Origin of the sequence: Collinsella aerofaciens, from assembly GCF_040926185.1 — a bacterium.
GTDB classification, from domain to species: Bacteria; Actinomycetota; Coriobacteriia; order Coriobacteriales; family Coriobacteriaceae; genus Collinsella; species Collinsella aerofaciens_BC.
In genome coordinates, this window is the sequence record NZ_JBCOIQ010000009.1 from 27,101 (window position 1) to 49,601 (window position 22,501).

At 59.8% G+C, this 22,501-nt stretch carries 19 protein-coding genes; 12 read left to right on the forward strand and 7 right to left on the reverse strand.

Annotation, left to right across the window (positions count from 1 at the left end; all coding sequences use genetic code 11):
• Nucleotides 1–69: 69 nt before the first annotated feature.
• A complete protein-coding gene (locus AB5750_RS05495) occupies nt 70–1,299 on the reverse strand; it encodes a putative ABC transporter permease (RefSeq protein ID WP_368145736.1) in 1,230 nt (409 codons plus the stop codon).
• 294 nt (nt 1,300–1,593) lie between these two features.
• Here AB5750_RS05495 and purF point away from each other — a divergent pair, with 294 nt between their 5' ends.
• The 11 genes from purF (at nt 1,594) to AB5750_RS05550 (ending at nt 11,791) form a co-directional block, all read left to right on the forward strand.
• Complete coding sequence (gene purF, locus AB5750_RS05500; RefSeq protein ID WP_022094211.1) at nt 1,594–3,264, forward strand: amidophosphoribosyltransferase; 1,671 nt, start codon at nt 1,594–1,596, stop codon at nt 3,262–3,264.
• Between the two features lie 156 nt (nt 3,265–3,420).
• Nucleotides 3,421–4,524, forward strand: coding sequence for a phosphoribosylformylglycinamidine cyclo-ligase (gene purM / locus AB5750_RS05505; protein ID WP_117655823.1), 1,104 nt, complete (start codon nt 3,421–3,423; stop codon nt 4,522–4,524).
• A complete protein-coding gene (purN, locus tag AB5750_RS05510) occupies nt 4,514–5,215 on the forward strand; it encodes a phosphoribosylglycinamide formyltransferase (RefSeq protein WP_368145735.1) in 702 nt (233 codons plus the stop codon). The genes purM and purN overlap by 11 nt, the downstream gene beginning before the upstream one ends.
• A gap of 152 nt (nt 5,216–5,367) precedes the next feature.
• Complete coding sequence (locus AB5750_RS05515; protein WP_368145734.1) at nt 5,368–5,832, forward strand: PTS sugar transporter subunit IIA; 465 nt, start codon at nt 5,368–5,370, stop codon at nt 5,830–5,832.
• A gap of 170 nt (nt 5,833–6,002) precedes the next feature.
• Nucleotides 6,003–7,223, forward strand: coding sequence for a peptidylprolyl isomerase (locus AB5750_RS05520; RefSeq protein ID WP_368145733.1), 1,221 nt, complete (start codon nt 6,003–6,005; stop codon nt 7,221–7,223).
• A 54-nt stretch (nt 7,224–7,277) separates the two neighbouring features.
• Entirely contained in the window at nt 7,278–7,721 is a 444-nt protein-coding gene (locus AB5750_RS05525; protein ID WP_055310319.1) for a GatB/YqeY domain-containing protein, read from the forward strand.
• 246 nt (nt 7,722–7,967) lie between these two features.
• Nucleotides 7,968–8,699: an amino acid ABC transporter ATP-binding protein gene (locus AB5750_RS05530; RefSeq protein WP_022094215.1), complete on the forward strand. Its 732-nt coding sequence runs from the start codon at nt 7,968–7,970 to the stop codon at nt 8,697–8,699.
• Nucleotides 8,700–8,713: 14 nt separating this feature from the next.
• Nucleotides 8,714–9,583 carry a transporter substrate-binding domain-containing protein gene (locus AB5750_RS05535; RefSeq protein ID WP_368154940.1) on the forward strand — a complete coding sequence of 290 codons (870 nt, stop codon included), beginning with the start codon at nt 8,714–8,716 and terminating at the stop codon, nt 9,581–9,583.
• A 25-nt stretch (nt 9,584–9,608) separates the two neighbouring features.
• Nucleotides 9,609–10,355 (forward strand): amino acid ABC transporter permease, encoded by a 747-nt coding sequence (locus AB5750_RS05540; RefSeq protein WP_035136546.1) that lies wholly within the window; start codon nt 9,609–9,611, stop codon nt 10,353–10,355.
• Nucleotides 10,356–10,358: 3 nt separating this feature from the next.
• Nucleotides 10,359–10,997 carry an amino acid ABC transporter permease gene (locus AB5750_RS05545; protein WP_055285379.1) on the forward strand — a complete coding sequence of 213 codons (639 nt, stop codon included), beginning with the start codon at nt 10,359–10,361 and terminating at the stop codon, nt 10,995–10,997.
• Between the two features lie 170 nt (nt 10,998–11,167).
• Nucleotides 11,168–11,791: a cytidylate kinase-like family protein gene (locus AB5750_RS05550; RefSeq protein ID WP_195621621.1), complete on the forward strand. Its 624-nt coding sequence runs from the start codon at nt 11,168–11,170 to the stop codon at nt 11,789–11,791.
• Between the two features lie 52 nt (nt 11,792–11,843).
• Here the strand turns inward: AB5750_RS05550 and AB5750_RS05555 are convergent, their stop codons facing one another.
• The gene (locus tag AB5750_RS05555; protein ID WP_368145732.1) at nt 11,844–13,247 is read right to left on the reverse strand and encodes a helix-turn-helix transcriptional regulator; all 1,404 of its coding nucleotides are present in this window, start codon (nt 13,245–13,247) and stop codon (nt 11,844–11,846) included.
• 226 nt (nt 13,248–13,473) lie between these two features.
• Here AB5750_RS05555 and AB5750_RS05560 point away from each other — a divergent pair, with 226 nt between their 5' ends.
• A complete protein-coding gene (locus AB5750_RS05560) occupies nt 13,474–15,831 on the forward strand; it encodes a hypothetical protein (RefSeq protein ID WP_368145731.1) in 2,358 nt (785 codons plus the stop codon).
• A gap of 392 nt (nt 15,832–16,223) precedes the next feature.
• On the opposite strand, the gene gltA is transcribed toward AB5750_RS05560, so the two are convergent.
• The 5 genes from gltA to AB5750_RS05585 form a co-directional block, all read right to left on the reverse strand.
• Nucleotides 16,224–17,633, reverse strand: a complete 1,410-nt coding sequence (gene gltA / locus AB5750_RS05565; protein ID WP_022094914.1) for an NADPH-dependent glutamate synthase — start codon at nt 17,631–17,633, stop codon at nt 16,224–16,226.
• Nucleotides 17,624–18,463, reverse strand: a complete 840-nt coding sequence (locus tag AB5750_RS05570; RefSeq protein WP_117647773.1) for a sulfide/dihydroorotate dehydrogenase-like FAD/NAD-binding protein — start codon at nt 18,461–18,463, stop codon at nt 17,624–17,626. Before AB5750_RS05570 ends, gltA begins: the two co-directional genes overlap by 10 nt.
• 374 nt (nt 18,464–18,837) lie before the next feature.
• Nucleotides 18,838–19,467, reverse strand: coding sequence for an aminoacyl-tRNA hydrolase (pth, locus tag AB5750_RS05575; protein WP_342996873.1), 630 nt, complete (start codon nt 19,465–19,467; stop codon nt 18,838–18,840).
• 350 nt (nt 19,468–19,817) lie between these two features.
• Nucleotides 19,818–20,945 (reverse strand): putative endonuclease domain-containing protein, encoded by a 1,128-nt coding sequence (locus AB5750_RS05580; protein ID WP_250787340.1) that lies wholly within the window; start codon nt 20,943–20,945, stop codon nt 19,818–19,820.
• A gap of 451 nt (nt 20,946–21,396) precedes the next feature.
• The gene (locus tag AB5750_RS05585; RefSeq protein ID WP_089573682.1) at nt 21,397–22,383 is read right to left on the reverse strand and encodes a ribose-phosphate diphosphokinase; all 987 of its coding nucleotides are present in this window, start codon (nt 22,381–22,383) and stop codon (nt 21,397–21,399) included.
• Nucleotides 22,384–22,501 lie beyond the last annotated feature (118 nt).

The window sequence follows — 22,501 nt, forward strand, 5'->3', positions numbered from 1 at the left end:
TCGTTTATAAAAATGCCTGCCGGTACGTGTGATACCGGCGGGCATTTTGCGTTTTGGACGCGGTTGACGCTACACGCGCGTCGCATCCTTGCGGCTCATGGTCATGCTCTGGAAGCGATTCTCCATAAAGTCATTATCGAAGTACTTGCCGTAGAACTGCGCAACGGGAATATCCGGCTCCGTGCCGTTGACGCGCTGGTACCAGTAGTCGAGCGACTGCAGTGTCATAACGCCATCGACCAGCATAATGATGGTGAAGATGACGGTAGCGGAGTAGCGGCTCTTCCACGGAATCATGTTGATGAGCTTGAGCAGCCTCGGCAACAGCAGCTTGATCCAGATGAGGCCACCCAGGCCCCACAGGCAGGCGAAGCCCGTGCAGGTACGTCCGCCGGTAAGGACGGCGAGCGGATCGGGCATGCCAAAGAGCTTCATATGCGAGTAGCTCCACGAGACCACGCCAAACGAGGTCTGCATAAACCAGCCCACGAACACCTCAAAGCTTGCGCCGAGCAGCGCGCTCACCAAAAAGATAATGATGGGGTTCTTTTTGTAGAAGCGGTTGAGCACCATGGTCATGAGTACGGCGCCAAATCCGTAGATGGGGCTGAAGGGGCCAAACAGCATGCCGGCGCGGTTCTGGTAGACGCCCGGGTCGCCGACCGTCATGTGCCAGATGTCCTCGGCGATCAGGCCGAGTATGCAGCAGACAAAGAATACCCAGAACAGGTTGAAGTAGTTGAGCTTAATGTAGCCTTCGCCGGTTTCATCGCGCCCGAGCATGCCCTCGGCGGCGGCGTCGCGATCGAGCATTTCCTGCAGGCGGCGCTGCAGCTCGCGCTCCTGGCGCAGCGTGGGGTCGACGGTGGCCGAAAGCGCGACGAGGATGCCGAGCTGGATGGCAGGGCGCAGCAAGAAGGGCCCGATGCCCTGGAGCATCACGTCAACCAAAAGCTCGACGACGGTAAACGCGATAAGGATATAGGACAGACGGGCAGCGTTGCGGCGCTGGTTTTTGATAAGGTCCAGGCCAAAGATGATCAGGATGACGGCACTGGCAGCCGAGAGCATGATGCCGGCGACAATCAGTCCGACCGCGACGAGCGTGTTGTCGCCGAGCTTGGCGGCGGCGTTGCCGTTGATGAGCGCGGTGATGACCTGCCACATAAAGGCGCCGACCGAAGGGAGCGTGCCCACGCCGGACAGGATGCACAGGACGGCGTACACCTTAATGATGAGGGGGATCTTCTTGACCTCCGTGGCGCTGGGGACGCTGGGGTCGAGTTCGTTTCGATCCATATAGAACCTTTCTCGTTTTGCTGTAGGTACAAGGATACGCCGCCGACCTGCTAAAAGACAGGACAAACGACCCAATTGCAGCAATGTAAGCCCTAGCGGTGGACGAGACGCGTCGCAACGGAAGTATGCGGGATCGTCGGCCCCGAGGCGGTTGCCCAATAAAATGTTTGGCTGCAAAACGGATTATAAGCTCGGTGGGCTTTTAAAAAGCGCTGTTCATGCGCGGGAGTGCTTGTCTTGCCGTGCGTATAATAGGGCAGGTAACGCCAAATAACGAGGCTCTGAGGGGATGCCATGTCTCAAGAAACCATCCACGCGGCCGAGCGCGCCGCGGGACAGGTGAAGACCATGTCGACGTATGATCCGGACTCCGACCAGCTGCATGAGGAATGCGGCATTTTTGGTGTGTGGGCGCCCGATCGCGACGTGGCTCGACTGACGTACTTTGGCCTGCGTGCACTGCAGCACCGCGGCCAGGAATCGGCGGGAATCGCCGTGGGTGACGGCGGCACGGTTATGGTTCGCAAGGACCTGGGCCTGCTCGACCGCGTGTTCTCCAACGCCGACCTGTCGACGCTCTCCGGCCAGCTGGCCGTGGGCCACGTGCGCTATGGCACTGCCGGTGCCAAGAGCTGGGAAGCCTCGCAGCCGCATCTTTCTACCATCAACAGCGTCATTATCGCGCTTGCTCACAACGGCACTCTGGTCAACACCGACGAGCTGCGCCGCCAGCTGATCGAGCTGGGCGTGCCGTTCCTCTCCAATTCGGATTCCGAGGTCGCGACCAAGCTTATCGGCTACTTTACCCAGCGTACGGGTCATCTGCGTGAGGGCATTCGCAAGACCATGGAGCTCGTGCGCGGCGGCTACGCCATGACGCTCATCAACGAGCAGGCGCTCTACGCATTCCGCGATCCGCACGGCATTCGCCCGCTCGTGCTGGGCAAGCTGGTGGACGAGGGTCTGGACCAGGCCGATGCCGCATCCGTTTCGCAGCTGCCCTCGCAAGACGGCGCCGCGACGGTCGACTCCGCCGTCCATGTCACGCGCGCCGGCGGCTGGGTCGTTGCTTCCGAGACCTGCGCACTCGACATCGTGGGCGCCGAGTACGTCCGCGACGTCCGTCCCGGCGAGATCTTGCGCATCAGCGCCGAGGGTCTGGTATCCGAGCAGGGCGTGCCTGCAGCCGAAGAGCCCGCCAACTGCATCTTTGAGCAGGTCTACTTCGCCCGTCCCGACTCCATCATGAACGGCAAGAGCGTTTACGCCTGCCGTTACGACATGGGTCGTCAGCTGGCACATGAGGAGCCCGTCGAGGCCGACCTGGTCATCGGCGTGCCCGACTCCGGCCTGCCGCCCGCGGAGGGGTATTCGCACGAGAGCGGTATTCCCTTTGGCGAGGGTCTTATCAAGAACCGCTACGTGGGCCGTACGTTTATCGAGCCTACGCAGGAGTTGCGCGCCATGGGCGTGCGCATGAAGCTTAACCCGCTGCGCGACAACATCGAGGGCAAGCGCCTCGTCGTGATCGACGACTCCATCGTGCGTGGCACCACTATGGTGCAGCTCGTCAAGATGCTGCGCAACGCCGGCGCCAAGGAGATTCATATCCGCATCAACTCGCCCGAGGTCATCTGGCCGTGCTTCTACGGTATCGATACCGACGTGCAGTCGCAGCTTATCAGCGCCAACAAGACGGTCGACGAGATTTGCGAGTATATCGGCGCCGATTCGTTGGCCTTCCTTTCGGTCGAGGGCCTGCTTAAGGTCATGCCCAAGGGCGGTTACTGCGATGCGTGCTTTACCGGCCGCTACCCCGTGGCGATTCCCGAGAGCTTTGGCCGCGATAAGTTTATGGAGGGCTTTAAGCCCCGCAACCTGGATAAGCCGCTGCACTTTGACGACGACGCCGTGGTCGAGAAATACGACGACCGCAGCTGGGAAGAGGAGCACGGCGAGGCCTAAAGCCTGCCATGTAGGGACAGGTTTATTCTGGTAGGTTTTACCTGCTGTTTTGTTGATATGACGGCGTGTGCTGTTATGGCACACGCCGAAATGAACGCAACTATGAGCACCGTTTGGCGCCCGCGCGGCGGACGGTAGTGGGAGAGGAAGGCTCAGATGAGCGACAGCAAGCATGTGACGTATGAGGATGCCGGCGTCGATACCGCTGAGGGCGGCCGCGCCGTCGACGCTATTAAGCAAATGGTTAAGGACACCAACCGTCCCGAGGTCATCGGCGGCATCGGTGGCTTCGGTGGCCTGTTCTCGGCCGCCGCGCTTAAGGATATGGAAGACCCGATTCTGATTAGCGGTACCGACGGCGTGGGCACCAAGCTCGTGCTCGCTCAGATCATGGACCGTCACGAGACGGTGGGCCAGGACCTGGTCGCCATGTGCGTCAACGACATTTTGGCTTCGGGCGCCGAGCCGCTGTTCTTCCTGGACTACGTTGCCATCGGCCACATCGAGGCCGAGCACATGGCAAAGATCATCAAGGGCGTGGCCGACGGCTGCAAGCTCGCGGGCTGCGCGCTCGTGGGCGGCGAGATGGCCGAGCACCCGGGCGTCATGGCTCCGGCCGACTACGACCTTGCCGGCTTTACCGTGGGCGTCGTCGACCGTCCCAAGATGCTCGACCCCGCAAACGTCCGCCCGGGCGACGTGATCCTGGGCCTGCCTTCCACCGGCGTGCACTCCAACGGCTACTCGCTCGTGCGCAAGGTCATCGGCGTCGACGGCATTAAGCCGGGCACGCCCGAGGCCGCCGCTAAGGCCGAAGAGCTGAGCCGCCCGCTCGAGGAGCTCGGTGGCGCATCGCTGGCTGACGCTCTGCTGGCCCCCACGCGCATCTACGTCAAGCCTATTCTGGAGCTGCTGCGCGGTGGCGCTCCGGTGCACGCCATTGCCCACATCACTGGCGGCGGTATTACCGAGAACCTCAACCGCGCGCTCGCCGACGACGTCGACGCCGTGGTCACCCGCAACGGTGCCGAGATGGGTTGGGACGTTCCGCCCGTCATCACCTATGTGTCGCGCCAGGCCGAGCTCGCGCCCAATGAGGCATGCAAGACCTTCAACATGGGCGTTGGCCTGTGCCTGATCGTCGCCCCCGAGGACGAGGCCGCGGTGACCGAGGCTCTGGTCGCGCTGGGCGAGAAGCCGTTCCGCGTGGGCGAGTGCGTCGAGGGTTCCGGTAAGGTCGTGTACTCCGATGAGCGCTAACGAGCAGATGACTGCCGCCGAGGGCCTGGATTTTGTGCCCTATACCCGTCCGACCGGCACCGATACGGCCGAGCCGCTCAAGATCGGTGTGCTCATCAGCGGTTCGGGTACCAACCTGCAGGCGCTGATCGATCTGATCGCCGCCGGCAAGCTCAACGCTTCGATTGAGCTTGTGGTGTCGAGCCGTCCTTCGGCTAAGGGTTTGCAGCGCGCTGAGCGCGCGGGCATCCAGACGCTCACGCTGTCCAAGGATGTCTATGCCGACCCTATTGCCGCCGACGAGATCATCGCGCACGAGCTTCTCGAGCGCGGCTGCGAGTATGTGGTCATGGCCGGCTACATGCGCATGGTGCACACGCCTCTGCTGGCGGCGTTTCCCAACCGCGTGGTCAACTTGCATCCGGCGCTGCTGCCGAGCTTTACCGGTGCGCATGCGATTGACGACGCCTTTGCGCGCGGCGTCAAGGTGACCGGCGTGACCGTGCATTTTGCCAACGAGATTTACGACAACGGTCCCATCATCGCCCAGCGTGCGCTGGCTGTTGAGGAGGGCTGGGATGTCGACACGCTCGAGGAGCACATCCATGCGATTGAGCATGTGCTGTATCCCGAGGTCGTGCAGATGCTCGCCGACGGCCGTGTTCACGTGCTGGAGAGCGGCAAGGTCGCAATTGACGTGCCTCGCGGCTAGCGGCGCACAGTACAATTTAGCCGAGTAGTCAGGGTGGTCATTGGCGCCAAGGCGCGCGTGGCCACCTTTTGTTTTGGGTAGTTATCGGGGACGGTCTTTAACGACTGGTCATTCAAGAACGTCTCCGATGGCTAGGTGAGAGAGGTGAGCGCATGGCGGATAACGAAGCGCTGTTTGCGCCTGAGCTGGTGTTTTTTGATTGGGAGTGTGCAACGCCGGATGAGGTGTTTGCGCGGCTCGAGGGCGAGCTTGCCCCGCGCGGCTACATTGCCGACGGTTGGCTCGACGCCGTTCGCACGCGCGAGGATGCCTATCCCACGGGTCTTGCCATGCCGGCGGCAAACATTGCCATTCCGCATACCGATCCGGGGTTTGTGGCCAAGCCCTATATCGCGGTGGTGAAGCCCGCCGCGCCCGTGACATTTAACGCCATGGCTGGCATGGGCGCTCCGGTGCCGGCGCAGATCGTCATCAATCTGGGCATCGCCGAGCCAGGCGGCCAGGTCGAGGCCCTACAGGCGCTCATGAACATCTTTATGGATGCCGATGCCGCAGCCGACGTGCTCGGCCAGACCACGTCCCAGGGCATGGTCGACGCCATCCGCCGTCACTTCTAAGGTGGGGCTGAGTCGGCACTTGGGGACTGTCCCTAACTGCCGGCTGCCAGAGCTGTCCCCTTTGCACCAAAATGGTGCAGATTAACCTGTCCCCAATGCACCAAGCGTGCCGCGAGGGCTGCGTTGTGACACAATGGCGTTTGTTCGATTCGTTATGCGAAAGGCCGACTATGGCAAATAAGAAAAAGAACTCCGAGGCCGCGCCGACGCCCGAGCAGCAGGCCCGCGCTGCCTCCAGCTCTCGCAAGAAACAGCGCAAGACGTACGTGTCTAAGACCGTCAAGATCGTCCTGGTGGTCATCGGTGTGCTGGCGATGCTGCTTTCCGTCTCGGCGATGGCGTGCTCCGGCCTTATGTCGCAGGCCGAGGACACCTCGGGCTACAAGCTGACCGGCGGTGTTGCTGCAACTATCAACGGCACCAACCTCACCGAGGACACCGTGACCAAGCAGATCATGAGCATGCGCACGTCCTACGGCTACACCAAGGATGAGGATTGGGCGCAGTATCTGGTTGACAACGACCTCACTCCCAAGAAGTACCGCAAGCAACTCATCGACTCCTACACGCAGCAGATTCTGCTTCAACAGGCACAGAAGGAGAACGGCGTGACGGTGTCGGACGAGGAGGTCGAGAAGGCTTGGAAGGACGCGTGCAAGAGCGCGGGCGGAGCCAAGGCCTTTAAGAAGACCCTCAAGACCTACGGCTATACCGAAGACACCTACAAGGACTCGCTCAAGGAGAGTCTGGCGCAACAGAAACTCAAGGATGCCGTCGCGCCCACGAGCAAGCCCAAGGACAGCGAGATTGTCGATTACATCAACGAAAATCTGTCCAGCTACAACGACGCCCGCCGCTCGTCGAACATCCTGATCAAGGTTGATTCCGACGCTTCCGACGAGGACAAGGCTGCCGCCAAGGCCAAGGCGCAGGAGTGCCTGGACAAGATCAACTCCGGTGAGCTGAGCTTTGAGGACGCCGTTGAGCAGTACTCCGAGGACACCGGTTCCAAGGAGAAGAAGGGCGATGTGGGCTGGGATAAGCTCACCACCTTTGTCGACAGCTACCAGACGGCGCTCGAGGGACTCAACAAGGGCGACGTGAGCGAAGTCGTCGAGTCGACCTATGGCTACCACATCATCAAGTGCACCGACTACTTCCATGTCGATAATCAGGTTGATGACATTAAGCAGGTGCCCAAGGACATCAAAAAGTACGTCTCCAACGTGGTGAAGACGCAAGCGGCCAGCACCGCGTACAGCGAGTGGCTGGAGCAGTACAAGAAGGACGCTGACATTACCGTCAACCCCATGCCCAAAGACGTGCCATACAACGTGAGTCTGAAGGGCGTCACCAAGAGTTCGACCGACGATTCGTCGACGACTGAGTAATCATGGGGCGGTGCTCGCGCGAGTGCCGCCCACGCTATTAGAGAGGATTTGCAGATGACCAACGAAGAGCTGCAGAAGGAAATGATCGCGGCCATGAAGGCCAAGGATAAGGTTCGCCTGTCCATCATTCGCCAGGTCAAGGCTGAGGTGAAGAATATCGAGGTTAACGAGCGCCGCGATGTGACCGAGGAAGACGTCAACAGCATGATCAAGCGTCTGATCAAGCAGACGAGCGAGACGCTGGAGATGTCCATCAAGGCCGGCACCGACCAGGAGCGTACCGACAACCTGACCGAGCAGGTCAAGATTCTGGAGAGCCTGCTGCCCGCGCAGGTTTCGGGTGAGGAGCTCGAGGCTCTGATCGAGCAGGTTATCGCCGAGCTGGGTGCCACGTCCAAGAAGCAGATGGGCCAGGTTATGGGTGCCCTGGGCAAGGCAACCGGCGGCAACTTCGACAAGCCGGCCGCAGCAAAGATCGTCGGAGCCCGCCTCGCGTAGGGGCCGAGCGGCATATAGTTGATGTTGAGGGGGCGTGGCCATTGCGGTCACGCCCCTTTTTTGCTGGGCGGTGCTCATTGGGGACAGACTTAAATGAGTACCCAATGAGCAGGTACTCATTTAAGTCTGTCCCCAATGAGTGGGTGGAAGGTTGCGGGTTCTTTACGGGAATGTAGTGTGGGCTGCGAAAACGTGGTTCTTTCCGTACAATAGTTCAACTCGTGTAAACGCAGGGAAGGGACATTCATGGCAGACATGATCGAGATCAAGCATCTCAACAAGTACTTTGGCGACCTGCATGTGCTCAAAGATATCAACCTCACCGTCAAGCGCGGCGAGAAGCTCGTAATGATCGGGCCTTCCGGTTCGGGTAAGTCGACGCTCATCCGTTGCGTCGATTATCTGGAGGAGCCCACGTCGGGCGAGGTCGTCATCGATGGTACGCCGCTCACCAAAAAGAACCACCTGGAGATGGCTCGCAAGTACAGTTCCATGGTGTTTCAGCAGTTCAACCTGTATCCCAACATGACGGTGCTCGGCAACCTGACGCTCGCGCCCATCAAGCTGCAAAAGAAGAGCAAGGAGGAGGCGACCGAGATCGCCATCGCCGCGCTCAAGCGCGTTGGCATGGCGCATAAGGCCGGCGAGTATCCGCAGAATCTCTCGGGCGGTCAGCAGCAGCGCATCGCCATCGCCCGTGCCCTGTGCACCAAGCAGCCCATCATCCTGTTTGACGAACCGACCTCGGCGCTCGACCCCGAGATGGTCCAGGAGGTTCTGGACGTTATGATTGAGCTCGCGCAGGAGGACATCACCATGATCTGCGTGACGCACGAGATGGGCTTTGCGCGCCAGGTGGCCGACCGCGTCATCTTTATGGAGGACGGCCGTATTCTGGAGGAGGGCACGCCCGAGCACTTCTTCGATAACCCCGAGAACCCGCGCTGCCGCGAGTTCCTGTCCAAGATTCTGCACTAGGCGCGGTGATGGACATGACGGATATGACGAGGGCGGCCGTGTCGCGCCGTCACTTTTTGCAGCTGGCGGGCGCCGGTATGCTTACGCTGACGGGGGCCGCGCTTACCGGTTGCGGCAACTCCGCCAGCGGCGAGGGCTCCGACAAGGGGTCCAAGCTTGCGGCCATTAAGTCGCGTGGCCATCTGAATGCCGGCGTTAAGAAGGACGTTCCCGGTTACGGCTATTACGACACCGCTAAGGGCCGCTTTGAGGGTATGGAAGTCGATTTGTGCTACCAGATCGCCGCTGCCGTCTTTGGTGTGAGCTACAAGGATGCCCGCGCCCAGGAGCTTGTCGAGTTTACCGACGTAACGCCCAAGACGCGCGGCCCGCTGATCGATAACGGCCAGCTTGACGTGGTCGCGGCGACCTACACCATCACCGACGAGCGCAAGAAGAGCTGGGATTTCTCGACGCCGTACCGCACCGACTACGTGGGACTCATGGTCAAGAAGCGTTCGGGCTTTACCTCGATTGAGGACCTGGACGGCAAGGTCATTGGTGTGAGCCAGGGTGCTACCACGCAGGGCCTGATCGAGCAGATGATCAAGGACAACGGCTTTAGCTGCGAGCCCGAGTTTAGGGCCTTTAGCGGTTACCCCATCATCAAGAGTTCGCTCGACGCCGGCAATATCGACGTCTTTGCCATGGACCGCTCCACGCTGGCCGGTTACATGAACGAGACCGTTGAGTTGCTGCAGCCCGAGGTCAAGTTTGGCGAGCAGGGCTACGGCGTGGCGACCAAGAAGGGCTGCGACCTTTCGGCCGTGGTCGATCAGGTGATTTGCGATCGCCTGGCCGACGGCTGGCTCGACCAAGAGGTCAAGACCTGGGGTCTTGTATAGGCGCATCGTCCAAGGAAGGAATCAAATGCTCGAAGGATTATTTGACGCCGACCGTTGGTCGACGACATTTCAAAACATGGGGCCCTTCTGGGAGGGCTTTGGCGTGACGCTACAGGTGGTCGTTGCCGGTCTGCTGCTGTCGCTGGTGCTGGGCACGCTGCTGGGCGTGTTCTCTACCACTCGCTCGCGTGTGCTGCGCGCTATCAGCCGCGTGTACGTGGAGTTTTACCAGAACACCCCGCTGCCCGTGCAGGTGCTCTTTATGTACATGGCCGGCCCGCAGTTTTTGCAAGCCATCACTGGCGCCGACCAGCCGGTGCGTATCGCACCGTTCGTGCTGGGCTTTTTGGGCGTGGGCCTGTATCACGCGGCCTACATCTCGGAGGTCATCCGCACCGGCATCGAGGCCGTTCCGCGCGGTCAGATGGAGGCGGCTCAGAGCCAGGGCTTCACGCGCGCGCAGGCCTACTGGTACATCGTGCTGCCCCAGACGTTCAAGATCATACTGCCGCCGCTGTGCAACCAGGCGCTCAACCTGGTCAAGAACACGTCGGTGCTGGCGCTCGTCGCCGGCGGCGACCTTATGTATCGCTCCGACAACTTCGTAAGCCTGTATGGCTACCTGCAAGGGTACATCGTCTGCTGCCTTATGTACTTCATCATCTGCTTTCCGCTCGCCATGCTGGTGCAGTGGCTCGAGCGCCGCTCCAAGGAGCGTCCGCGCGGTGTGAGCCTGGCCGAGCTGGGGCTCGACAACGTAGAGGAGGCCTAGCGCATGGAAATCTTCAACGCGACCAACCTGCTCTACATCTGGGGCGGCTTTGTAAAGACCATCGAGATCTCGGCGCTGTCGATCTTTTTCTCGCTCATCTTTGGCACGGTGCTGGCGCTCGTCAAGAGCTATGCACCCCGCCCGTTCCGTATTTTGGTGAGCGCCTATATCGAGCTGTTCCGCTGCACGCCGAACCTGCTGTGGATTCTGTTTATCTACTTTACGGTGCAGGGTTTGGACATTGTGATTTCGACCATCGCCTTTACGCTGTTTACCAGCGCCGTTATGGCCGAGATTGTGCGCGGCGGTCTCAACTCGATTCCGCGCGGCCAGTTTGAGGCAGCGCAGAGCCAGGGTTTTGGCTTCTTTGCCACCATGCGCTACATCATTCTGCCGCAGACGTTTAAGACGATCATCCCGGCGCTGTTTAGCCAGTGCACGACCGTCATCAAGGACAGCTCGTATCTTTCGGGCATTAACGTGGCCGAGCTCATGTACACGGCAAACGTCGTGATGGCCCATGCGATCGACCTGTCGCAGGTGCTTATGCTCTACGGCCTGGTGTTTGCGATGTACTTCGTGCTCAACTTTGGTATCTCGCTGCTGGTGAGGGCATATCAACGCCGCATCGTAGCCGCATAGCCTGGCTTTCCCAAGCACGGCACCTTGCCCCTCAATCGTCGCTTGCGTACATTTAGTACGCGGCGCTCCTCTTTCGGGGCAATCTGCCGCACTTGGGAAACCAGGACGGTCTAAGTGACAAAATGGGAATCAGGAATTGCCTATTTCTCATTTGTTAGAAAGGAATCGCGATGAGCGATCTGGTGAATAAGAAGAGTCCTGTGGTCATTACCATCGCGCGCGACTTTGGTGCCGAGGGCCACGAGATTGGACGCATCCTCGCCAACGAGTTGGGGATTCCGCTGTACGACAACGAGCTGCTGGTGCGCGCGTCTCTGCGCGCGGGCGAGTCGCTCGATAAGATGGCCGCCTATGACGAACGTCTGGCCGTGGAGAACATGGCGTTCCTGCCCGACCGCTACGATGCGCGCTCGTACTCGGACAAGTTGTTCCAAAAGATGAGCCAGGTGATTTTGGACCTGGGCGAGACCGAGAGCTGCATTATCGAAGGCCGTCTGTCCGATTACCTGCTGCGAAACAACCCCAACCACATTGCCGTGTTGGTGACCGCGCCCTTTGAGGACCGCGTCGAGATCGTGCGCAAGAAGCGTGGCCTTAACAAAAAGAAGGGCGCCAAGCTGGTCAAGCAGCAGCAGAAGGCGCGCGAGGCATTCTACAAGCGCTATAGCGCCGGCAAGTGGAAGATGACGAGCGGCAAGGACATCGTCGTCAACCGCGCCAAGTTGGGACGCGAGGGCTGCAAAGACGTTATCGCCGCTGCCTACCGCTACAAAGTGGCGCAGCTCGAAGGCTAGCCGATCAAAACCACCGCAAAGGGGACAGTGCATCTTTGTGGTGGTTTTTGTTTTAGGCCGAGGGGAAGGCTTTGGTGAGACCGGCGCGCGTTTGCGTGTCGGTTTTTTGGTAGATGGAGCTCAGGTGGCGCTGCACCATGCGCATCGAGATGCCGAGTTCCTCGGCGACCTGCTTGAGCGGGCGTTCATCCTGGGTTACGGCTACCAGCACGTCCACTTCGCGCGGGGTGAGGCCGTGGTCGCTGATGAAGGCCTGGCGTTGCTCTTCGATACTCGGCGCTGCCAGTGCTTCCTCGGCAAGCTGTTGATGTTCGCGTTCCTGCTTGGTCTGGGGTAGACGGAACAGGCCGGCGGCAACGAATGCCACGCAAGCCGCGACGAGCAAAACGAGCGCACCGATCATGATGAGAGCAACATTGCCCGAGGTCACAAGTGTCAGCGAGATTCCCGATGTAGTGAACGCGCACATGTTGTTGGCGGCGCGTCCCATGCCGGCCCAGAGGGCGGGCGCATGCATGCGCGGTGCCAGCTGTGTAAAGGTGGCGGTGAAGAACGTGACGAAAAAGCCCGAGCTCAGGTAAAAGACGATAAGGCCCAGGTTGGGATCGGCCCCGGCCTCTACGGCTAGGATGGAAATGGTCGAGAGTACGGCGATGCCGAGCATGACGAGTCCCATGTATCGGCGTTCGGCAAGATCAAAGATAATGCCGGCGGCAAGGCCGCTCGCCGCCAAAAAGAGGCGCGGCCATGTTTGCACGGCAATGGTGCCGTGGGCGTTGGAGAGCGTGACCACGTTGTCCAGGGTCGAGAACAAGCAGGCAAGAATCATGATGAGCGCGATGCTCCAGCATGCCTGCTTGGCGAGGGCGTGCGAGGGCTCAACAAAGGGATTGATGGCGCGGCTGGAGCTCTCGGCGGCCTTTTGGGGAACGACGCTGAGTGCGGAGATGGCGATGGTCGCTATGCCAAGGACGATGAGCTCTGCGATGCCGCCGCAATTGAGCAGGTTGATGGCGAACTGCATCAGGATGCCCGCGGCATAGGCCGCTCCTGCACCGGTGGCGAGCTTGGGATCATCCTGGAATGCCAATGAAAAGGCGTGGTGCGCTGCGGCACCCAGCAGACCGAGCCCAAAGAATGCCACGCAGCCCAGAATCTCGAGCACAAGCGAACCCGTGGGGGACTGGATTTGGGTCAATCCCAGGATGGCGATGGGAACGGCGGCGCTGACGGCTGCCTGGGGCTGGCCTTTGCGTTGGGCGAGACCGAGCAGTGGTGCATATCCGATAAAGCCGATGACGCTGGCACCAAGGATAAAGCCCTGTGCGAGCACAACGCGCTCGGCGCCGGCGAGCAGGCCGACATTGATGTCGAAGCGAAACTCGACGGAAAGAAAGGCGAAGGTAAAAAGCGCGAGTGCCAGAAGCGCGTTGATTTTAGGCTTGCTTAGGTTCAAGGACGGTCCTTTGGGTGGACGAATGATTGTGTCCTCGATTGTAGCGTCCTTGGGACGAGTGTGGCGATGGCGAAATCATATTGAATTAAACCGCAGTTAGAGGCCTAGGTTCGCATCTACGAACCTAGGCGTGCGGAGTCATTTGGCACATCTTGGTGGTACAGGACCACCACAAAGGGGACAGGCACCTTTGTGGTGGTATGGCCCATCGACCAAGGAGGCCGTTATGAACGGAAGCCACTTTGATAAGCAAACTCAGCGTGAGCGTACCTGCTCGCTGGTTCACGGTACCTGGCGTTGTGTGGGTGTCAAAATCGCGTGCGTCGGCGCGTGTGCGCTTATGGCCGGCCAGCTGCTGCTGCCGAGCGTGGCGCTGGCGACGGAATGCGCCGATCCCGCCGCTGGGACGGACGAGGTTGCCGCGGCTCCGGTGACGCCGGCGGTTGCGGAGGATGCGGCTGCGACGACCGCACCAGCTGCTTCGACCGCGCCTGCAACCGATGCTGCCCCGACGGTACAAACCGTCGCTGAACCTCAGCAGACGACTCCGGCTGGCACCGCCGATGAATCTAGCGATGCGGCACCCGCTGAGCAAAACACTCTCAGCGATAACGCCGCCACGCCGGCGAATGACGCCATCATGCCCTGCGGTGTGACCGATGTTGTTGGCGGCAGCGGCGTTAGGGTCAATATTACGGTGCGGAACAATTACACCGACATCAAGAAAGAAGAAACGATTGAGTATGTGAAGGGGATTGCCCTTGTAGATGGAGACCAGTCTGCTCTCGATGGTAGCGCTTTGACTTTTATCGGCCTGGGGGACTTGATCGTCCATGCGGCGTATGACAGTGCGAGCAATAAAACAACGCTTACCCTGGATATCAGCAAGATTCAGAGACAGAAGGAGGAACAGAAGTACTTTACGGAGTACAAGGAGAATAAGTCCAAGATGACGACCACCTATGATGGATCCAAGCTTACGTATACGGGTACAGAGCCCGGGAATATCATCATCGGTGATCCGGACGACGCCTTTAAAGGAGACACCGAGGCGACCGGGAAACCCACTATTAACGAGATCCGGGATGACTACTACACCCGCACCCATGTCTACGAGAGGGCGTGCCTTGTTATCCCGGCAGCGGAATCAGAATCGGAATCCATCTCCTTTGCCAATGTTCAGAATACGAACTTCAATTGGCAGCTGGATACTGGTCCGCAGGCGACGGCAGGTGTCCCTAACTACGATGCAGATAAATACGAAATCGCTTATGAATGCTGGCAGGAATTTGAAAACAACGAACCCGTTGCTGCCTGGTATTCCGATAACGGCTCACATGGTTCCCTGCCGACTATTACAAAGTTTAAAAGCGGGAAAGAGTACGTGTATTCTCTTATGCTGAAGCCAAAAGACGGATATTCCTTCAGCGATGAAACCGTTGTTACCGTAAACGGGGAAACCGTAAAGTCGAGTCTAAGCGGAGAATTCCTGTATGTCCCTGCTATTAAAACAATTACGATGCCTGCTTCGTCGGAAAACGAAGCTCTTGAGAATCTAAACGTCAACGATGTGAAAACCGACTACGCGCCCGGCGAGGCGCCGCGTGCGACCGCGACGATTCCTGCCGCCGATGCCGATAAGTATGAGATCGCCTATGAGTGCTGGGAAGAGATGGATGGCAGCGACCCTGCGGAGCTCAAGCCCATTGCCTTCTGGTATTCCGACCCCGCAAAGTACACGCCGGGCATGAAGAAGATTGACCACTTCGAGGAGGGCAAGTTCTACATGTACTCCGTTGAGCTGAGGCTCAAGGGCGACAATACCGTGGCCGATGACTGCATGATGTACGTCAACGGTCATTGGGCGCACCACATCAAGACCGTCAACGGCGTCTTCGCGCCAAACGCTGACAATATGCTGTGCGAGCAGCCGATCGACGAATGGCGGGCCATCGACGTTATCGAGATCAACGGCGCCACGACCACCTTCAAGGCGGGCGATAAGCCGGTCTTTACGGCGAACGTTCCGACGGGTTCCAACTCCCTTCCTCAGTGTGAGTTCTGGACGGGCAGCGATGGCAGCGAAGTGAACTCTCAGAAGTTCTGGGATCAGAACATCACGAATCACATCGACGCCTTTAAGCCCGGCGTGACCTATCGCTACGGTATCTACCTCAAGTCCGCGCGCGGCTTCTACTTTACGCCCGACACCAAGCTGGTGATCAACGGCCAGGAGTGCGGCTACCAGGTCGCGGATAGCGTATCCGATGAGGACAGCGGCTGGATCTACACCCTGTGGCTCAATACCGATCTGACCTTTACGCCCGAAGCCACGCCGACTCCCGACCCGCAGCCTACGCCGGATTCCAAGCCGACGCCGCAGCCTGGGGTGAAGCCCGCGGCCAAGCCGGCCACGACAACCGCCACGATCAAGACGGTTGAGAAAACCACGCAGGCCAAGAAGGGCGCTGCTGTCCTGGCTACCACGGGGGATACCACCGCGATGAGGGTCGCCGCCCTAGGCATCGCCGGCGCAACCGTAGCCGCGGCCGGCATCGCCGCGACCAAGCGTCGCAAGCGTTAGGTTTTGGTGACGGCGCCCATCCTCGGCTTTTGCGAGATCTCGATCTGTAACACCTGGCTGCCCAAAACGGCCCTAGATGTTACAGATTTAGATGAACCGAATGGCCGCCAACCTAACGTCTCGATCTGTAACATGTAGCGAGGAATTTGGCCTCTAACTGTTACAGATTGAGACAAAGCGGGTGCGGCTGGAGCAATATCTCGATCTGTAACAACTACAAGGCTCAACGGGCTCCAGGTGTTACAGATTGAGACAAAACGACCGGGCAAGTCCCAAACCACCACAAAGGTGCCTGCCCCATCGTGGTGGTTTGGGCGGCCGGCATAAAAAAGTCCCCGCCGGGCGTGTGCTCGACGGGGACTTTGCCGTTTGGTGGCTAGCGCTGCAGGTGATTACTCGCCCAGCAGGCTCTTGGTGATCGAAGCGGCGGCCTTCTTGCCGGCGCCCATCGCCAGAATGACCGTAGCGGCACCGGTGACGATGTCGCCGCCGGCCCAGATGCGGGGATCGGTGGTCTGGCCGGTCTCCTCGTCGGCGACGATGTAACCCCACTTGTTGAGCTCCATCTTGCCGCCGATCTTCTTTGCGAAGGGGTTGGCGTTGGTGCCGATAGCCGAGATCGCGACGTCGCAGGGGATCTCCTCGATGGCGCCCTCGATGGGCACCGGACGACGGCGGCCGGACTCGTCGGGCTCGCCGAGCTCCATCTTCTGGACCTTGACGGCGCACACGGAGCCGTCCTCGCCAGCGACAAACTCGAGCGGGGAGACGAGCGGCAGAACCTCGACGCCCTCGGCCTTAGCATGGTGCAGCTCGGCGCGACGGCAGGGCATCTCGTCCTCGGTACGACGGTAGGCGATGATGGCGTGCTCGGCGCCCAGGCGCTTGGCGGTACGGACGGCGTCCATAGCCACGTTGCCGCCACCAAAGACGACGACGTTCTTGCCATGCTTGGTGGGGGTGTCGTACTCGGGGAACTTGTTGGCCTTCATCAGGTTTACGCGGGTGAGGTACTCGTTCGCGAAGAAGACGTTGGGCAGGTTCTCGCCGGGGACGTTGAGGAACTTGGGCAGGCCAGCGCCGGTCGCCACGTAGATGGCGTCGAAGCCCTGCTCGAACAGCTCCTCGGCCGTGGCCATGTTGCCCACGACGGAGTTGTACTCAAACTTGACGCCCATGTCCTCCAGGCCGTCAATCTCGCGCTTGACGACTGCCTTGGGCAGACGGAACTCGGGGATGCCGTAGACCAGCACGCCGCCGCCGGTGAAGAAGGCCTCAAAAACGGTGACGTCAAAGCCGTTGCGGGCGAGCTCGCCGGCGCAGGTGATGCCGGACGGGCCGGAGCCGACGACGGCGACCTTCTTGCCGTTCTTGGGAGCCATCTTGGGCGTGGAGGCGAGCTCGGGGCGGTCACCCAGGAAGCGCTCGAGCTGGCCGATGGCCACGGGCTCGGACTTCTTACCGCGGATGCACTTACCCTCGCACTGGTTCTCCTGCGGGCAGACGCGGCCGCAGATGGCGGGAAGCATGGAGTCCTCGCGGATGGTATCGAGGGCGCCGCCGAAGTCCTTCGCGCGGATCTGCTCGATAAAGCGGGGGATGTTGATGTTGACGGGGCAGCCCTCAACACAGAACGGCTTCTTGCAGTTGAGGCAGCGCTCGGCCTCGGCCAGCGCCATCTCCTCGGTGAAGCCCTTGTCGACGGGGCGGAAGTCGCAGGCGCGCTCGGCAGCCGGCTCCTCGTTATCGGGGGTGCGGGGCGACTTCATATCGGCAACGAAACGACCGTTAACTAGTGGCATGCGCAGCTCTTTTCCTCATAGGCCTTGAGGGACGCGCCCTCTTCGGAACGGTAAGCGGCCTGGCGGGCACGAAGGTCATCCCAGTCGACCAGGGTGGCATCGAAGTCGGGGCCGTCGACGCAAGCGAACTTGGTCACGCCGCCCACCTCGACGCGGCAGCAGCCGCACATACCGGTGCCGTCAACCATGATGGGGTTGAGCGACGCGGTGATGGGGGTGTCGTACTTCTGGGCGGTGAGGGTCGAGAACTTCATCATCGGAACGGGGCCGACGCAGAAGACCTGGCTCACGGCCTTGTCCTGCAGCAGACGCTCCAGCGGAGCGGTGACAACGCCCTGCTCGCCGTAGGAGCCGTCGTCAGTGGTGATGTGGATGTGGTCCTCGTCGAGGAGCTCGCGGAACTGGTCCTCCATGAGCAGGAGGTCCTTGGTGCGGGCGCCCATGATGGCGTGCACCTCGTGGCCGGTCTCGACCAGGTGCTTGGCGACCGGGAAGGCAATTGCCAGGCCGACGCCGCCGCCGATGACGGCGCAGGGGCCCTCGGCCATCTCGGTGGGAACTCCCAGCGGGCCCACGACGTCGCGCAGTGACTCGCCGGCCTCGTAGGTGGACAGCATCTCGGTGGTCTTGCCGATCACCATGAAGATGAACTCGACCCAGCCCTCGTCACCGTTCCAGCCGGCCAGGGTAAACGGGACGCGCTCGCCCGTCTCGTTGGCGCGAACCATGAGGAACTGTCCAGCGTGCGCATGTTTGGCGATTGCAGGCGCCTCGATGCGGAACTTGAACACCTTCTCAGAGAACTGCGTCTTCTCCAGGATCTTATACATAGAACCCCTCTCTTGTTAGGGCTGCCGAACCGTGCCTCCACGGAAATGGACGGTAGCCCGAATAAAACCGTACGCGCACAGGCGTTGTGCAGACATACGGTGCAAATTATACCCTCATGGACATGTCGCTTACGTGTGTCTTTGGCAGGTGGGAGCAGGGTTTATCCACTTTGGCCTACCAAATAGGGGCAGGTTTATTTTGGTCAGCCTTATCGGGTAAAACGGCAAAGGGGGCCGGCCTCGGTTTGTGATGAGGCCGGCCCCCTTTGGGGTGTTGCGTGCATATGGCGGCGCAGGGTTTATTGCGATGCGCTCACTGTGGCGTTTCCGCAGATAAAACCTGCCAAAATAAACCTGTCCCTAAATGGTAGGTTTTAGTGCTTGCCGTTGGCGGAGGCGGCGCCGTTGACGTGGTCGCGGGCATAGACCACGCCGTGCACGATCGCCAGGCCGGCGGCGTCGGCCGCGCGGGCGCAGGTGTCCTGGAAATCCTCGGCCTCGCGGGCGCGCAGCTGCTTAAGCACGTAGTCGGCGACGGCCATCTTGCCGGGAGGGTTGCCGATGCCGGTGCGGATGCGGCTAAAGTCGCGACTGCCCATCTTGTCGATGATGGAGCGCAGGCCGTTGTGGCCGGCGTGGCCACCGCCCACCTTAACACGTACGTCGCCGGCGGGAATGTCGAGCTCGTCGTGAATCACGAGCAGTTCCTCGGCCTTGATTTTGTACTCGCGGCAGAGCTTGGAGATGGGGCCACCCGAGGTATTCATATACGACTGCGGCTTGACCAGCACAATCTGGCGCTTGCCACCCTCTTCCTCAGCATCGTTGATATTGATGAGCGCGACCTCGGCGCCGGCCTGGTTTTTCCAGTACGTGACGCCGGCCTGACGGGCCAACTCGTCGATCGCCTTGAAGCCAGCGTTGTGGCGGGTTTCGGCATACTCATCGCCAGGGTTGCCAAGTCCGGCAACCATGCGAATCTTAAGCGGCTGTGCAGCTGCCATGTTCATCCTTTCGTTGATTTGTCGCCTGCTATGGTGAGCGACCCTGTTGCCGCTGTCAAATGGAGGGCAATTGAGGTTATTTGAGGGCGTTTGGACGGCCGTCGAAATCGAGGTGGACAGTTAGTTCAGATACGTATAAGTTCTGAGGACTCGAAGTGCTCAATTCAATGCCGATACGTTGTTTTGGAGCTTTAGTTAGTCCATATGACGCTGTTTTGAAGTCTACCCTGCCTTCAAATCGGGCGAATGGTATAGAGATAACTGCAAAACAGCCTAATTCAATGTGTCCATTTATACGTATTTGAACTAACTGTCCAGCCCTGCTCGACGGTGCACGGGTGATTCGCCGTTTAGACCGGCGCAAGGCCGATTCCGGCCCGCAGGGCGTTGAGCCAAGCGGCCTGACGCTTGCGATAGCCCTTGATACGGTATCGGAATCGGACTCCCGCGAGTCGATGCATCGTTTGGGCGAAGGCTTCGAGTGCAACAAGGTCTTTCATTTGGTCGCGATTGATAACCAGGACGTGGATGCCCATTGCCTTGAGGCCATTATTTCGATTGCCATCGTGGATGCGAGCGTTTTGAAGCTCATGCCCAATTCCGTTGTATTCGTTGTCGACTCCGGCGGCCGGGCAATATAGGTCGCAGATGGCGTAAGGGATGCCGGAGGACATGTTGACCGCAAGAGTGTCGAAGTCGATTCGATAGTTGAGTAGCAGGCCTCCCATGGGCAGGCTGCAACATCCGAATCCGCCAAAGCGCATGGGCGCTCCGAGAACGGCAAACATTAGGGATTCGGCTGGGGATGCAGATCCGGGTCGGGCGAGCTTGACTGCCGTGCGAAACGAGGTGTATGAGCTGCTTTTGGCAAGCTGTGCAACAGTCTCGAGATCTTCGATGGTCGTGGCGGGCTCGCATTTGTAGTGTGCCTGTTCGTAGCGGGTTTCGTTCTGCTGTTCGGTCGCCGACTGGTCGCCCCGGCAATCGAGGTCGTCCATCGCTTCGTAGTCATCGCCCTTGGGCCAGATGTCGTCATAGGCAATGGGGTATGTTGCCCCGGGAGGAAGGGAGTAGGTTCCGAGCAGCTCCATAAGGAGCATCAAGGTTTTGGCGACTGATTCATTTTTGGAACAAAGCATGGCTGTCATGGCAGGAGACGTTGCGTAGATGTCGGCCTCGACGTGCATAATTGCACCTTCAGGAAGAGGAGTGGAGAGAATATGCTGAAGAAGTCGCTTGTCGGGGCGCCTGTTGTCTTCGTTTGAAACGAGAAGATCGAGCAGTTCGGAATCATCTTCATTCCAGGCGTCGAGTATCGAAAGTGCGCCAAAGTCTATCGCGTCATTGTTGGGAATGCAGCCAGCCAAGGCCTGTGCTTGCTGTTCGCTATCAACGGAGTCCCAGGGTAGGGCAGAGTACGCCCGTCGTGCGCGACGAATTGCGCGGAGGGCGGAGAGATGTGAAATCACGGTCGTCATAGCTATAACGTACTAAGTTGGCGGCAGAATGCGACCGCCATACCGTTCTTTTCGCTCAGCGGGGCGCTGCGCGCCATGAACGGCTGGGTGTTATGAAATCGGTGGAATCGGTTGAGGGGATTGCAGGAAATTGAGCTCTGCCGCGAAGGTTGACGATAGCTACTGGACAGTTAGTTCAGATACGTATAAGACGGCGGGCGTTCGAGGCGTTTCTAAGGGCTTTCGAGGGCGATTTGAGGGTAAATATGCGGCGGTCGTACTCGAAAGCGATGAGCTTTGGGCAGTATGGCGTTCGCCGGGGAGCTCAGAAGGCTCAGAACGGCCTTTGGAGCTTTAAAAAAATACGTATCTGAACTAATTGTCCAGGGAAGGTTGTCGAGGGGTAGAAAAAGGGTCGGAAGCGAGCTTCCGACCCTTTAAAAACACCAAAGATGATGAGATGCACGCTGGATTACAGCGCGAAGTCGCCGCCGACGAGCGTGGAGACGGGCTCCTCGTGGTAAACGGCGGAGATGGCCTGAGCGAACTCCTCGGCGACCGAGATAGTCTTGATCTTGCCGCCGACCTCGACGGGGATGGCGTCGGTGACGACGCACTCGACGATGGGGGCGTCGTTCAGACGCTCGATGGCCGGACCGGAGAAGATGCCGTGGGTGGCGCAGACGTAGATGTCGCCAGCGCCCATAGCCTTGAGCTCCTTGACGTTGGCGCACAGGGTGCCAGCAGTGTCGATCATGTCGTCGTTGATGATGCAGGTCTTGCCCTTGATGTCACCGATGATGCCCATGACCTCGGCGGCGTTGTGGCGCGGACGGCCCTTGTGGGCGATGGCCAGGTCGCAGCCGAGCATGTCGGACAGCTTCTTGGCGGCCTTGGCGCGACCCACGTCGGGGGAGACGACAACCAGGTTGTCGGTGTCGAAGTGCATGTCGTTGTAGTACTGGCCAAACAGCGGCAGTGCGGACAGGTGGTTAACCGGGATATCGAAGAAGCCCTGGATCTGGCCCTGGTGCAGGTCGAGGGTGATGATGCGGTTGACGCCGGCACGTTCGAGCAGGTTGGCGACGAGGCGGGCGGTGATGGGCTCGCGCGGGCCGGCCTTGCGGTCCTGGCGGGCATAGCCGTAGTGGGTGATGACGGCGGTGATGGAGCGGGCGGATGCGCGCTTGGCAGCGTCGGTGGCGATGAGCAGCTCCATGAGCATGTCGTTGACGTTGCCGCCGGCCACGGACTGAATCAGGAAGACGTCGGCGCCGCGGACGGTCTCGTCGTAGCGGGCGTAAATCTCACCATTGGCGAACTGCTTTAGCGTAAGGCCCGAAAGCTCGACCCCAAGGTACTCAGCGATCTTCTGAGCGAGGGGACGGTTGGAGGAACCGGAATACACGCGGATGGACTTGCGCATATTCTCCGACTTCTCGGGATCATTAATCGGCATTACCCTTCTCCTTTATATCGAATGCCATATAGATGCCTTGTTGCATTGTAACCGCGCGACGGGGTTAATCGGGTCTTGATAACGTCTTTACCGTCAACGGACACGAACCGACCACTCA